Source organism: Bacillus massilinigeriensis (genome assembly GCF_900117315.1).
GTDB lineage: Bacteria > Bacillota > Bacilli > Bacillales > Cytobacillaceae > Bacillus_BE > Bacillus_BE massilionigeriensis.
Map to the genome: position 1 here is coordinate 2,963,995 of NZ_LT630337.1, position 14,850 is coordinate 2,978,844.

General features: G+C 36.3%; 14 protein-coding genes. 3 read left to right on the plus strand and 11 right to left on the minus strand.

From position 1 onward, the window contains the following. Position 1: 1 nt before the first annotated feature. The 7 genes from grpE to gpr form a co-directional block, all read right to left on the minus strand. Entirely contained in the window at positions 2–619 is a 618-nt protein-coding gene (gene grpE / locus BQ6100_RS14805; RefSeq protein WP_261798580.1) for a nucleotide exchange factor GrpE, read from the minus strand. Positions 620–742: 123 nt separating this feature from the next. Continuing rightward, complete coding sequence (gene hrcA, locus BQ6100_RS14810) at positions 743–1,774, minus strand: heat-inducible transcriptional repressor HrcA (RefSeq protein ID WP_075982357.1); 1,032 nt, start codon at positions 1,772–1,774, stop codon at positions 743–745. Between the two features lie 135 nt (positions 1,775–1,909). Then, positions 1,910–3,043 carry a radical SAM family heme chaperone HemW gene (gene hemW, locus BQ6100_RS14815; protein ID WP_075983590.1) on the minus strand — a complete coding sequence of 378 codons (1,134 nt, stop codon included), beginning with the start codon at positions 3,041–3,043 and terminating at the stop codon, positions 1,910–1,912. A gap of 89 nt (positions 3,044–3,132) precedes the next feature. After that, positions 3,133–4,968 (minus strand): translation elongation factor 4, encoded by a 1,836-nt coding sequence (gene lepA / locus BQ6100_RS14820; protein WP_075982358.1) that lies wholly within the window; start codon positions 4,966–4,968, stop codon positions 3,133–3,135. Positions 4,969–5,146: 178 nt separating this feature from the next. Continuing rightward, positions 5,147–5,479, minus strand: coding sequence for a YqxA family protein (locus BQ6100_RS14825; protein WP_075982359.1), 333 nt, complete (start codon positions 5,477–5,479; stop codon positions 5,147–5,149). A gap of 30 nt (positions 5,480–5,509) precedes the next feature. Beyond that, positions 5,510–6,712: a stage II sporulation protein P gene (gene spoIIP / locus BQ6100_RS14830; RefSeq protein ID WP_075982360.1), complete on the minus strand. Its 1,203-nt coding sequence runs from the start codon at positions 6,710–6,712 to the stop codon at positions 5,510–5,512. Positions 6,713–6,823: 111 nt separating this feature from the next. Then, positions 6,824–7,948 carry a GPR endopeptidase gene (gene gpr / locus BQ6100_RS14835; RefSeq protein ID WP_075982361.1) on the minus strand — a complete coding sequence of 375 codons (1,125 nt, stop codon included), beginning with the start codon at positions 7,946–7,948 and terminating at the stop codon, positions 6,824–6,826. Positions 7,949–8,175: 227 nt separating this feature from the next. Here gpr and rpsT point away from each other — a divergent pair, with 227 nt between their 5' ends. Further along, the gene (gene rpsT, locus BQ6100_RS14840) at positions 8,176–8,442 is read left to right on the plus strand and encodes a 30S ribosomal protein S20 (RefSeq protein WP_075982362.1); all 267 of its coding nucleotides are present in this window, start codon (positions 8,176–8,178) and stop codon (positions 8,440–8,442) included. A 112-nt stretch (positions 8,443–8,554) separates the two neighbouring features. On the opposite strand, the gene holA is transcribed toward rpsT, so the two are convergent. Then, entirely contained in the window at positions 8,555–9,580 is a 1,026-nt protein-coding gene (holA, locus tag BQ6100_RS14845) for a DNA polymerase III subunit delta (protein ID WP_075982363.1), read from the minus strand. Between the two features lie 357 nt (positions 9,581–9,937). Here holA and BQ6100_RS14850 point away from each other — a divergent pair, with 357 nt between their 5' ends. Beyond that, positions 9,938–10,072 carry a YqzM family protein gene (locus BQ6100_RS14850; protein ID WP_075982364.1) on the plus strand — a complete coding sequence of 45 codons (135 nt, stop codon included), beginning with the start codon at positions 9,938–9,940 and terminating at the stop codon, positions 10,070–10,072. A gap of 145 nt (positions 10,073–10,217) precedes the next feature. Here the strand turns inward: BQ6100_RS14850 and BQ6100_RS14855 are convergent, their stop codons facing one another. From BQ6100_RS14855 to BQ6100_RS14865, 3 genes are all read right to left on the minus strand, one after another. Next, positions 10,218–12,551: a DNA internalization-related competence protein ComEC/Rec2 gene (locus BQ6100_RS14855; RefSeq protein WP_084780423.1), complete on the minus strand. Its 2,334-nt coding sequence runs from the start codon at positions 12,549–12,551 to the stop codon at positions 10,218–10,220. Between the two features lie 117 nt (positions 12,552–12,668). Then, positions 12,669–13,181 (minus strand): deaminase, encoded by a 513-nt coding sequence (locus BQ6100_RS14860; RefSeq protein WP_075982366.1) that lies wholly within the window; start codon positions 13,179–13,181, stop codon positions 12,669–12,671. Between the two features lie 78 nt (positions 13,182–13,259). Then, positions 13,260–13,901: a helix-hairpin-helix domain-containing protein gene (locus BQ6100_RS14865; protein ID WP_075982367.1), complete on the minus strand. Its 642-nt coding sequence runs from the start codon at positions 13,899–13,901 to the stop codon at positions 13,260–13,262. A gap of 88 nt (positions 13,902–13,989) precedes the next feature. Between BQ6100_RS14865 and comER the strand changes: the two genes are divergently transcribed. Next, positions 13,990–14,814, plus strand: a complete 825-nt coding sequence (gene comER / locus BQ6100_RS14870; RefSeq protein ID WP_075982368.1) for a late competence protein ComER — start codon at positions 13,990–13,992, stop codon at positions 14,812–14,814. The last annotated feature ends 36 nt before the right edge of the window (positions 14,815–14,850 follow it).

Below are 14,850 nucleotides of genomic sequence, written 5' to 3' on the forward strand. Positions count from 1 at the left end.
TCTATTGACTTACTTTGACCATTGATGGACGGATTACCCGGTCCTTCAATAAATAACCTTTTTGAAATTCTTCTACGACCATATTGGATTCAAAATTAGGATCCTCTACTGTCATTACTGCTTGGTGAAGATTCGGATCGAATTCCTTCCCAACAGCTTCTATAGGTTCACAGCCTTCATTTTTCAATGCGGTAAGTAGACTGCGATAAACCATTTCCATACCTTGTAATAAAGATTTGGACTGTTCATTATCAGCATTCATTGATAACGCTCTTTCAAAGTTATCAATTGCAGGTAGCATATCATTGATTAAATTTTGTGCTCTATATTTTTGAGCGGCTTCAAAATCGAGCTTTGAACGACGTCTTGAGTTATCAAAATCCGCCTGTAATCTCAAATAACGATTATCCGCATTTTCTAGCTTCGCTTCAAGCTCCGCAATTTTTTCATTTGCCTCTTGTAATTGAGCTTCAAAGGAAATTGGATTTTCTTCCTCTATTGTTTCTTCTGAAGTTATCTCCTCGTCAAACACTTTCTCTATGTTTTCTTCCATATTCTCATCTACTTGATTAGGAGTATCTACTACTTCTTCTGTTTGCATTTGTTTTTCATCTGCCAACTAACTCACCTCCCTTTAAATATCGAACATTACATCCACCTAAAATATATACATTAGTGCTGCATAAAACACAAGGGAAAAGGGATGGAATGAATTTTCCACCCTTAATCAATATTTCCACCATCATTTGTTTTGATACAGTTTGGTTAGTAATGTTGAAAAGTCATTGCTAATATATTGAAGCAAACTTATCACCCTGGAATACTCCATTCTAGTTGGGCCTAATACCGCAATGGTACCCAATTGTTCGGTACCTATTGAATAGGTCGCTGTGATTAAGCTACAATTCTCCATTGCAGAGTTATTATTCTCTTTGCCTATCTTAACATTTATGCCAGATGGGTTACTTCGAATCAATTCATAGAAGCCTTCCTCTTGCTCAATCATTTTCATTAGCGTCTTAATTTTAGCAATGTCATGGAATTCTGGTTGCTTTAATATGTTTGTTTTCCCACCAAAAAACATTTTTTCATGAGTTGGAATCTGCAAAGCTTCAACTATGGAGTTATACATGGATTCATAATTATTAATATGTTGGTGCAATAAAACAGCTATTTCTTTATAGATTTTCCCATTTAGATCCACTAATGGGACTCCTACAATCCGATCGTTAATGATATTAACCATTTTCTCAATATCACTTGCATCGATAGTGGAGGGCAAATTAAACATTCTGTTTTCCACATGACCAGTATCTGTTACGATAATTGCGATCGCTGTATCCTTATTTAAAGGAACAATTTGTAGCTTCTTCAATTTATTTTCCTTTACGGCTGGGCCTAAAACAATAGAAGTATAGTTTGTCAGCTCAGAAAGAATCTTTGCGGATCTTTGGACAATGTTTTCAATTTCAAAAATCCGTTCCGCAAAAATAGACCGTATCGAATGAATATCATGGTGATTCAACTTTTGTGGGTGAAGCAGATGATCAACATAATATCGATACCCTAGCTCAGATGGAATTCTCCCGGATGATGTATGAGTTTTCTCCAGAAAACCGATTTCCTCTAAATCGGCCATATCATTACGAATGGTCGCAGAGCTAAAAGGAATTTCAGGCTTTTTCGACAAGCTTCTAGAACCAATCGGTTGTGCAGATCGAATAAAATCATCAACAATAACCTGGAATACCAACAATTGTCGTTCTGTTAACAAGTGAATCACCTCTGTTAGCACTCATTGAATCCGAGTGCTAATTCTACATATAAATTATCAAATAATAGGGCTCAATGTCAATCATTTGAATCCTATTTCACCTTTTCTTCATAGAGTTCTTATATACGTACTCAATTAAATAAGAAATTCCTGAAAAACCTCATTACCTAAAAGGCGTCCTTGCTTTGTTAAAGAAATGTTATTCTCTTTGACCTGGAGCAATCCTTGAGTTTGCAGCTTCTCAATTTGTTTCTTAAACCGTTTAAGGGCGTTTTCGTCAAATTTATGAATAAAATGTTGTACATTTACTCCACTCACTTTTCTCAAACCTAAAAACATCTCCTCCTCCATACCTTCCTGTTTGGTCACTACATGTTCGTGAAGGATTGGAATCATTCCATGCTGGAGGTCGTTCATATATTTTTTAAGTGGTCCGTGGTTGGATCTTCGTTTTCCATCAACATAACTGTGCGCACCTGCACCAAAACCGAAATACTCCTCATTATTCCAGTAGGTTAAATTATGCCTGCTTTCATAGCCTTTTTTGGAAAAATTACTTATCTCATATTGCCCGAAGCCATTTTTCTCCATTTGCTCCATTAATATTTCGTACATTGTTGCTTCGGTGTCTTCACTAGTGACAGGCAATTTTCCTTTTTGTAATAGATTATAAAAAACAGTTTTAGGTTCAATTATCAGGGAGTATCCCGAATAATGAGGGATATCCAATGTAAAGGCAGTTTCTAATGTTTGTTTAAAGTCATCCACGGTTTGTCCGGGAAGACTATAAATTAAATCAATGCTAATATTTCGAAACCCTGTCCTTTTTGCTAAATCTACTGAATGAAATACATCCTGTGCTCGGTGAACCCGACCGATTTTTTTTAATAGTTCGTCATTGAATGACTGAACACCAAAGCTAAGTCGATTGACCCCGAAATCATATAATATTTGAAACTTTTCCTTCGAAAGGTCTCCAGGGTTTGCTTCAAATGTATACTCTGTATTTGAATCATATGGAAGATGTTTTTGAATGATTTCACACAATTTCTTGAGTTGTTTTTCATTTAGAGCAGTCGGGGTTCCTCCCCCAACAAAAATTGATTTAAATACTTTTGTTTGCAAAGGAGCAAGGGTTAACCTTATTTCTTCCTCGAGTGATAATAAATATTCATCTACTGGCTGACCTTTTAGAAACACTTTATTAAAATCACAATAGTGACAAATATGCTCACAAAACGGAATATGAATATATGCTGCTTCTATCATTTTTTCACGACCTTTAAGATAATAAAAAGAAGGTAGATTCACCTGCTTTTTAACAAGTGTATCTAACCTCCGTCATATCAATCAACTGATTACTTTTTCGGATTGCTGTCGTCCATTTTCAATACAGCCATGAATGCTTCTTGTGGAACTTCTACAGAACCCACCTGCTTCATTCGTTTTTTACCTTCTTTTTGCTTCTCTAGTAGCTTACGTTTACGTGAAATATCTCCGCCATAACATTTCGCTAAAACATTTTTACGCATTGCTTTAATGGTTGACCTTGCGACAATCTTTTGACCAATCGCAGCCTGCACAGGAACCTCGAATTGTTGTCTAGGGATTAATTCCTTTAATTTCTCAACAATAATTTTTCCCCGTTCATAGGCAAAATCTTTATGAACAATAAAGCTTAACGCGTCTACCTTTTCTGCATTTAGTAGAATATCCATTTTCACTAGCTTAGATTCTTTATAACCGATGAGCTCGTAGTCGAAGGATGCGTATCCCTTTGTTGAGGATTTCAATTGGTCAAAAAAGTCATAAACAATTTCAGATAATGGAATTTCATAAACGATGCTCACGCGGGTTTCCTCTAAATACTGCATATCGACAAAGATACCCCGTTTTGCCTGACAAAGCTCCATGATTGCCCCGACATAATCATTTGGAGCCATCATCGTTGCTTTAACATACGGTTCTTCAACATGTGCGATTTTTTGTGGGTCAGGCATATCAGAAGGATTATCAATTCTAACATCCGATCCGTCGGTCATGACCACATGATAAATAACGCTAGGTGCGGTTGTAATGAGGTCAATTTTAAATTCACGCTCAATACGCTCCTGAATAATTTCCATATGGAGCAAGCCTAAGAAGCCACAACGGAAGCCAAAGCCTAACGCTTGGGAGGTTTCAGGTTCGAATTGGAGAGCTGAATCATTCAATTCTAGCTTTTCTAATGCATCTCTTAAATCATTAAATTTCGCGCTATCAATTGGATAAAGACCACAATACACCATTGGATTTAATTTTCGGTAGCCTGGTAATGGCTCCGTAGCACCATTTTTGACACTCGTAATTGTGTCACCCACTCGGGTATCACCTACATTTTTTATAGAGGCTGTTAAGAAGCCAACATCACCAGCAGATAACTCGTTCGTTGGAACCTCTTTTGGCGTATAGACTCCAACTTCAGTAACCTCAAATTCTTTACCTGTCGCCATCATCCGTATTTTGTCACCGGCTTTAACCGTACCATCCACTACTCGAATATAAGTGACTACTCCACGGTATGCATCATACAGGGAATCAAATATAAGGGCTTTAAATGGTGCATCAGGATCTCCTGTTGGTGCAGGTACCTTTTCTACTATTTGCTCTAATATATCTTCAATTCCAATTCCTGCTTTAGCAGAAGCAAGAACAGCATCAGATGCATCGAGTCCAATAACTTCCTCTATTTCATGACGCACTCTTTCAGGGTCAGCACTTGGTAAATCGATTTTATTGATAACTGGTAGAATCTCCAAATCATTATCTAAGGCTAAATACACATTAGCAAGTGTTTGGGCTTCAATCCCTTGAGCTGCGTCAACCACAAGGATCGCCCCTTCACAGGCTGCTAAGCTTCTAGATACCTCATAAGTAAAATCGACATGTCCAGGGGTGTCGATTAAATGAAATGTATAAATCTCTCCATCCTTCGCCTTATATTTCAGTTGGACAGAGTTCAATTTAATCGTAATTCCTCTTTCTCTTTCAAGATCCATGGAATCTAATAGCTGATCTTTCATTTCACGAGAAGTTAAGGCATTAGTTTTCTCCAAAATACGATCCGCTAAAGTAGATTTCCCATGATCGATATGAGCGATGATGGAAAAATTACGGATTTTCGATTGTCTATTAAGTCTTTCTTCTCTGTTCATATCGTTCGTTCACTCCTACTATTTTCGCGCATAATACACTATTTTTGATTATATCAAGAGGAGATTCAAGATTCAATCAAAATAGAATTTGGAACTTTCCCCCACTTATAAATAAAACAATGAGGATGCACCCAAAGTAAAAAGCTTACCTTTGGTACACCCTCAATCATCGAAAGAACTATATCTCAGATAGAAATATTACTATTTTTTTCGTTACGTTTGATGTCGTATTTGCTATTTTTTTTCCCAAAGAAGAAAAGAAGTTATATACCTTCATTTTTTCAAGCTTTTCTCTTTTCTTCTCTATGTCATGGCTGTCAACATCATTTCCTAATAGGGAAACCTCTAGCTCACCGCCATGATTATTTTGTACGGTCAAGGCACTTTTAAAGTTTTTATCCTCATAACCCTTCATGTTTGAAATTCCTTTATACGCTTGCTGCATACCGAATAATACAGATAGGAACATAAGGGAGGCAATAAGAATCGATTTGAACATAAACATTTTCATATCATTCACCTTTACTTTCGGAGTTGATTCTTATTCCCCTTCCTCTGAAGCCTCCACTTGGCTATCCACCTTTTCAGCCTGCCAGTAATATTCACTAAATGCATCCGCTATTGCTTCAGCAGAGCGATACAGCTCTTCGAAGGTATTATCGACTCCACCAAATTCGATTAAGATTGCATTACTAGATAATTCTTGGTTATATTTCCCATTATTCCCAGGGCCACCTTGTTTTAAAACACCACGGCTAAGCCCCTTATATTTTTTTTGAAGAATCTTATGCAGCTCCCCGGCGAGCTTCGCATTCTTTTCAAAATTAGGATTTTCAGCACCAATGACAAAGGCCACTTTTGCATAGGATTCACCATTAATCTTCATTGTTGTATGCTTCTTTCTTCTTGCATCTCTGTGAATATCAATTAAATACGATAAATCCCTATTTTGTGCTAATGCAGCCTTTACAATTTTTCCGGATTCCTCATATGATGCACCATGAAGCTTCTTTTTCTTTATCAGAATGGCATGAATGTCTGTCTTATCAAGTGTCGTACCAATACCTTTCGATTCTAATTCTTCCTTAAGCTTATCGCCTATTTTTGTCACGTTGATTTTCGAATGATAGGCCTGGTTAGGGTTTGTTACCCCTTTTAAATAAGGAAGATATGACTCGGTATTATGTGAAAAGTATAAATAGACGACCTTTTTTTTGCCCGTTGATAACGGCGGGGTTGATGATTGGTTATTTTTTGTATCTTCAATATCATCGGTATTTTGTAATGTTGCTTCTTTTTCAGCGGTTAAAATTTCTAATGGTGGGGAGGATTCAATGGGCATATTCGTATAATTCGTACCTTCCCCTGCAATGAGTATCTTCCCATCAAATTGATAAAATCCAGGAAGCTCTCTTCCTAATAAGCTTCTCGGGTCATTTAAATTCACATTTGTTGATAAAGCAAACATAATATTTGCAAGCCTTGGAGTTGAAGAAACTTGTGGGGATGTTTCTAAGAATGCATGGTTTTCAGATCCTAGCAATTGATAGAGCATACCACTTGTTATGTTGGCAGCAACGGTATTAACAGATGAAGACTTTAACTGATAAGCCGATTTAAATGATGTTAAGACTCCACTAATAGAAAATAGTAGGAGGATAAATAGGAAAAAGGCAATAAATATTTTGATTAAACTTGACCCTTGTATGGTAATCATTACATTAGGCGGTCTATTAGATTTCATCGTTCCACCTCACAAACTAGTCTAGTAAATGATATGACTTTACTAGAAAAGATAGAACTCCATCTTTGCAATTTCTTATCTTACAGACTAACTATGATAGAAAAATGTCAGTTACCTTGTATAAAAACCAGCGTTTTCTTGATCAATTGAATGATGAAGAGCAGCATTTAATCCATTGGCTATCAGATTGGCCATGTCTTCAATAAACACATCCACTTCCTTAGGAGTGACCATTAGGTTATGCCCTAGTGGGGAAAGCACCTCATATATTAATTTCCTTTTTTCTTCTTCAGGGAGCGTACCAATCATCCCTAGAAATGTTTTTCGATGCTCTTCTTCAGGGAGATCTTCTTCCGTAAGCTTCTTTCTTTTTCCAAAGGTCATACCAGCAGGTGCTAGTGAACGAGAAGGTCTATTTCCTTCACGCATTTCCTTTCCAAAATGCTTTAATATGTAATCGATGGTATCACTAGTAATCGAAACAGCATCTACAACTGTCGGAATCCCTATGGCGAAAACCGGAATTCCCAACGTTTCTTTGCTTAATTCTTTTCTTTTATTGCCAACTCCAGATCCAGGATGTATCCCTGTATCAGAAATTTGAATTGTTGAGTTAACTCTTTCAATTGATCTGGAAGCAAGGGCATCAATGGCTATGACAAAATCTGGCTTTGATTTTTCAACCACACCCATGATGATGTCGCTTGTCTCTATACCTGTTAATCCCATAACTCCTGGCGCCAACGCACTTACTGGTCGAAATCCCTTTTCAACACTTTCTGGCTGAAGCTCATAAAGATGCCGCGTAACCAAAAGATTTTCACAAACCTGAGGTCCAAGAGCATCAGGAGTGACATTCCAATTCCCGAGTCCCACGACTAAACAGGAGGCATCTTCAGTGATTCCGTGCCCTTTTAAAAAGAGAGCAAACTCACTTGCGAATACTTCCTCTACTTTTTTTTGCAGCTCCGTATCTTGTCCACGAATTCCTACTACTTCAATTGTTAAATAGGATCCAGCCTTTTTTCCAATTTGCTCCTCGCCTGCTTTCGTAATTTCCACTAGGGAAATTTTCATATCATTATTTTCCTTTTCTTTAATAATGACACCCTCAATTTGAGATAAATCTTCACCATGCTGGACTGATTTAGACCTTTCATCAATAACCATTTCTCTAGCCTCTACTGCAAGATCTGTTCGAATGGAATATTTACTTAAATCAATGGATTTTTTCACACAAAGTCCTCCGAATCATTAATAGTTCTAATAAGAATATGTCTTATTTTCTCCTTTTCCAATTATTTCATTCATGCTCACATTATTAACTCTTTCAAGCAAATTCGGCGGATAGTCTTGCAATAATGTGTTTCGTTTGATAGAATATCACTTGTTCTTCATTTATGTTAATGAACGTGAAAGTCGAGTTATATAGTCTCGAGTGTTTTTTTAGGGAGGTGAATGGAATGCCAAACATTAAATCTGCTATTAAACGTGTGAAAACTAACGAAGGTCGTAATGCTCAAAACGCAACTGTTAAATCTGCAATGCGTACTGCTGTAAAAAAAGTTGACGCTGCTATCGTAAACAATGATGCTGCTGCTGCTAAAGAATCTTTCGTTGAAGCTGCTAGAAAATTAGATAAAGCTGCTGCAAAAGGTCTTATCCATAAAAACGCTGCTGCTCGTAAAAAATCTCGTTTATCTAAGAAATTAAACTCTTTAAATGCATAATCGAAACATGAGGCTGACCATGAAATGGATCAAGCCTCTTTTTTATTACTGAAAACAAAAAACAAGGAATGTTTCATAAGGAGTAAGCACCCTGTGAAACATTCCTTGTTTTTTATACTCGGGCATCATGTAGATGGAAAAGAAACATCTCAATCGGCATTTCCTTATTCATTGCACCCGTTTTCATTTGATAGTCAGCATCTGAAAGCATATTCATAATTTTGACTAATTCCTCATCCTTAAACATCCTTGCTTGTCCTGCAGCAAGTTTTATGCGAAACGGATGTACCTTTAAGTACCCCGCAATTTGCTGCTGGCCATAGCCTCTCCTGCTTAATTCCTTGACTTGATAGATTAATCTAAATTGACTCGTAATGACTGCCAAAATTTTAATTGGCTCCTCTTTTTGCTTCAACAAGTCATAGTAAATTCTTAATGCTTCATCGATTTGCCGCTGAACAACCTTTTCGACCAAAGTGAAAATATTTTGTTCTAATGACCTGGATACTAATTTCTCAACGGTCTCCACATTTATTCGATTGTTCTCACCGGAATACAAGGCTAATTTATCAAGTTCACTTGTTAACATAAATAAATTATTTCCAGCTAAAGTAATCATAAGCTCAATGGCTTTATCATCGATTTGAACATGGTTATAGCTCGCTCTTTGTTTAATCCACCCAATAAGTTCACGTTCATTAAGCTTTTTCGCCTCGAAGGTTTGTCCAACTCTCTTTAATTCTTTCGTTAACTTCTTTCTTTCATCTAACTTTTCATAAGGTCCAGTAAACACCACAATGGAAAAAGGAGAGGGTTTTTTTAGATAGGCTTCCAGTTTGGAAAGATTATGCTCCACTTTATCCTTTTTCTTTTCTGCTGTTAAAAAATATGGATTATTGACAAAAATGAGCCTTTTATCCCCTAGGAATGGAAGAGTCTCTGCCTCTTCTAAGACAGCATCAATGGGAGTCTCTTCTAAATCATAAGATGATAAATTAAACTCTGTATCCTCCCCCTCTAGAACATGACTGGTTAATAATTGTTTTATTTCATTTATAAGAAAGGCTTCCGTTCCATATAATAGGTAAATTGAAGAGAATTGCTTCTTTTTAATCTCTTTCCACATGTCCAAAATCAATTGATTACGCTCCGTTCTCTAAAAATATCCTATTATTAATCCTAAATAAGCTTGGACATTTTGACAAGAGCAAAAAAAGACTTCCACAAATTTCATCTAATATTATTGTTAAAAAACATATTAAAGGGAATTGGTTGACCACTTAACACCAATTCCCAAATCTATATTGAACGCTGCCATGTAAGGCCTAGGATACTTACATGACAGCGGTTAAGCCTGTTTGTAACAATTATTTTTACCTCATGAATGTAAACTATTTGTGACAACTCTTGTCATTATAGGAAAAGGGTTTTATAGAAGATATAGATTTTTTTAATTATTTCGCTTATACTATAAAGGAAATAGGGGGGGTAGACTGTGAACGAATTTGAACAAAATGTACAAAGCAAACGTAATGATGCGGTTGATTCTGGTGTAGGATTTATTGTCTCCTTTGGTTTCTTTGCTACATTATTTATTATTGCTACAGTCATTTTCTTGGTCGGCGCTTAATACATACAATGACTCACGTAGCTTCTTTTTAAGACTGCTTGATTTCAGCAGTCTTTTTTTTATGCCTATAATTGTTTCTCATGCTAGACAATCTTGTTAAAGTTGTTCACTTGTGGGAGTAAGATGTTATGAACTATGTGATATTTTATGGGAGCACGGTTAAAAAGGTTCCTTTTTCTTTTCGATTAAAGCGATAAGTCACTGCTCCATTCTCGTCGGTTCTAAATAATAAGATCCTCCTATCATTCAGCCTTTTCACTACTTCAGAATGAGGATGACCAAAACGATTATCCCTACCTACAGAAATTACAGCGGCTTTTGGCTGAAGGGAATCAAGTAGTAATTCTGAGGTCGAGGTTTTACTACCATGATGACCTACCTTTAATACATCTATCCTAAGATTTGGGTACCTTTTTACCAATTCTTTTTCTCCAGACTCCTCCAAATCACCTGTAAAGATCCAAGATATTCCTCCTAGGTTCGTGTGGATAACGATGGATCCATCATTTTTCTCCGAATAGACAATACCCTTTGGTGATAAAATAGAAAAGGTAGTCTTGTCCCTTCTCCAGCTATCACCCGCTTGAACAAACTTGATTGAAATCTCATATTTCCTTGCAAGCTGTAATATCGTCGCCTCTAAATTTGATTGCTCCCAAGTGACTGGTAATACTATTTCCTTAATTTTCAACTCCTTTATTACGGAAATTGCCCCTCCTATATGATCCAGATCACCGTGTGTTAGGATTAGCTTATCAATGGTCCCTATACCTTTACTTTTTAAATACGGAACGAGTACATCCTCCCCAACTTCAAATGTGCTCTTGCGCTCTCTCCATTTTTCTTTTGAAAAGTTCTGGGTTCCTCCCGTATCAATTAGGTAAACTCCTTTGCGAAAAGGCAATGTAACCAAAATACTGTCCCCTTGACCTATATCAACGAAGGTGACTTCTCCATCTGATGAAAAATATGGGCATATCCCATGAGACACAAAAAGGGCAATGGGAATGAAAAGAAGCTTCAGAATATCACTTGGCTTCCTTTTTCTCTCCCAAAGGGTAAAAAAGATGAAGGTCCCAAGGATATAAAAGAAGAGTTGTACGTTCCCTGGTTTCCCTAAAATTATTGTTGAATAAGGAATCTGTCCTATTTTTGTCGTCAATGTGTTTGAGAAAATGACTAAAACATTAAAGAGCATGACAATTGGTGTAATCAAATCTTGCAAGAGAAGATGTAGTAAAAAGAGCAATAAAATGACTGGAGAAAAAACTGATGAAAAAAGTGGGACAAATATTAAATTTGCGAGGAGAGAGATTAAGGAGATTTCGTAAAAATTATATAAAATAATTGGAGTGGCTGCCATTTGGGAAATAAATGAGATAACCATCAAAATTATTATTGGATGAGATATTGATTTTAATATTAAAGTTGATGAAAGGATTAGGGAAAACGTCACGCTAAATGACAATTGGAATCCTACATCCAAAATAATCAAAGGGGACCAAGTAACATAGAGCAAAAACGCAAGACTTACTAAGTCAAGAATATTTAATGCAGCAAACCTCCATCTATTCATCAATAAAATGATAATCATCATGATACATGCTCGATTAACAGAGGGTGATGCTCCGGTTAGTATCATATAAATTGGTAAAGCTATCAGCAACCATTTGGTCATACTTTCTCGTGTTACTCCAAATCGTATCCCTAAATAAAAGATAATCCCAACTAACATACTTACATTCAATCCAGAAATGGCTAATAAATGAGTAATCCCTATGTCCTGATAGTCATCTAGTAATTGATCATCCATTAAATGTCGGTCACCAAAAATTAATGCCGCTGCTAGTGGAGCTGTTTCTTTTGGAAAATGGAGAGACAGGTATTCAACCCCTTGATGACGGAGCCTTTTGAGAATTGTTAGAGGAGTATTTTCACCCTTTTGGCAGGATGCGAACTCTATTTTTTCTATGTTCAGAATCCAATGTATCCTTTTTGCTTCTAAATATTTGGGATACGAGAAGGCATTATCATTTGTTGGTGGCTGCGGTCTTTTTAAAAATCCGGAAACTTTACAAGTGATTCCCGGGGTAAAGGCGTTCTTTAAGTAATGTTGTTCTCTCTCCGATTGAATCAAATATGTGAAAGATATTTTTTCTTTATCCTTCACTTCCTTAGCAAATCCTGAAATCTTGTCTCCATCCATCTTGATTTCATCCAATTCAACTACAAAATTTGTTTTCGTGCCTTCAAGTTTGGTTTGTTTTGCAAGCCTCAGATCAAATTGGGTCCTTAAGGAAAAAAGAACAAAAACACCAATAAGAAGGATAATTGACTTTCGTGAAAATGACTTATAAAAATATAGATAGAGGATAAGGGTGAGCAATAAGAAGAAGGAAAAAAGAGACTGATGAAAACCGTGGTATATGCCTATTAAGCTAACAATGACAAAGAAAATGAATCTTCCTTTCAAAACCAATCACCGTAATATTGAGAGGAATCCATAAAAAAATCAATGAAAGTCAATAAAAAGCCTCCTATCTATTGAAAGTAGAAATCCAACTAAGCAGCTTGAGGTTTAGTTGGATCTACTTGTTTATTTTGTTTCTAAAGATTTAAAATCCCACTTTAGGATTCCTTTAGAAGGATGAATCTCATCAATATAATTTTCAATATTTACTTCCAACTTAATGGCTTCCACATTGCTAACCTCAAGTAAGTGATAGCAATATTCATGATTTTTATAATCCTCGGCATAATATATTTTTGTAATACCTGCTTGTAGGATCTTTTTCATACAATGAATACATGGGAAATGAGTTACGTAAATGACACTATTTTTCGTTGAGATTCCTTGCAAAGCGCATTGAAGAATGGCATTTTCTTCTGAATGAAGGCATCTAAGGCAATGGTTTTCTTCCACATAACAGCCAGCCTCCAAACAATGTTCCTCTCCGCTGATTCCACCATTATAACCAGTGCTAATAATGCGGTTATCCTTCACCAACACACTTCCAACCTTTAAACGATTACAAGTACTCCTCATGCTTATTAGGTGTGCATTCAGCATAAAATATTGATTCCAAGTTAATCTTTGTTCTTCACTCACGGCTATCCATCCCTTTAATCATCCATTTTCCTTTTAGTTTAATATTGAAAGAAATCTGACGTCAATTGAAAATTTGTCCTAATGCACCGAAATGTTTTCCTCTAGCTTCTCAAAGGTCTTATCTCCTATCCCACTTATTGATTTTAAATCCTCAATCGATTTAAACGGCCCATTTTTTTCTCTATACTCTATGATTGCTGCTGCTCTTGATGGACCAATACTAGGGAGAGTTTGAAGGGCAGCTTCATCAGCTGTATTTAGGTTCACCTTCTCTTTACCTGAGGAACTTGAAGGAGACCCAACCTGTGATTGTGATCCTTCAACATTCGTCTCCCCAATCCTAGGTATGTACAAAACCATTTCATCTGTTACCTTCATGGCAAAATTTATATTTTTTTCATCTGCTTGTCCCTTTAGCCCTCCAGCTTTTCGAATTATATCCTTTACCCTTTCTCCCTCTTGTGCCTCATATACTCCTGGCTGATGGACAGCACCTTTTACATCAACTAGTATTTCTTTTTGATTCTTGTTCTCTTTGTCTGAAATAATATCTTCTTGCTTGGTATCCATAGTCCCTTCCTGAAAATTGCTCCATTCAAGATTAGTGTTTTTCTCCTTTGGCTGGTCTTCGATTCGTGTAAATCCAAAATACATAATCATAACGAAGGCCAAACCACCAATTATTCCATAAATCTTGTGAACCTTTAACCATTCAATCATGCAAACACGTTCCTTTCATTGGTATATTTCTTCAAATGCATTCATATTGTTATATGAAATATTTTGTTAGTGAAGGAGGGAAGTAACAATGAAAATCGGAATCATTGGAACAGGTAATATGGGGAGAATACTGATAGAGGCATTATTAGAGAGTAAAGCTATATCCCCTTCTTCTTTGACAATTACAAATAGAACCCTTTCAAAGGCAGTACAAATACAGGATGAATATAAAGGGATAGTCATTTATGAAAATCCTTCTGATGTCGCAAGGAACTGTCATTTAATTATCATTTGTGTGAAACCTTTAGATGTATTTCATGTCATCCAAGAAATTCGTCCTTCTCTAAGTGAAAGTAGTTGTGTAGTTTCTATCACTAGTCCGATTAATGTCGATCAACTTGAATGTGTATTACCATGCTCTGTCGCTAGGGTTATTCCAAGTATTACAAATAGGGCCCTTTCAGGAGTATCCCTTTTTACCTTTGGAAAAGGATGCAAAGAAGAGTGGAAAAGAACATTATTAGCTTTATTCTCTTTTATTTCAACACCGGTGGAAATTGAAGAAAATGTAACAAGAGTAGCATCTGATATTGTCAGCTGTGGACCTGCTTTTTTTAGTTATTTAACAAGAAGATTTATCGAAGGGGCTATTTCAGAAACAAAAATAAATGAAGAAACCGCTACAAAGCTTGCAAGTGAAATGCTAATTGGTTTAGGACAATTGTTAAATAGAGGATTATACACATTACCGGCGCTAGAAGAAAAAGTGATTGTAAAAGGTGGAATCACTGGAGAAGGAATAAAAGTGTTAGAAAGTGAGCTTGGAGATGTATTTGAACATCTTTTTCAAGCCACCCATCAGAAATTTGCAGAGGATATTGCGGACACGAAAAAGCAATATACCCTTCATTAAATTCTCTATTAGATTTACAAATTCCTGCTATAAATT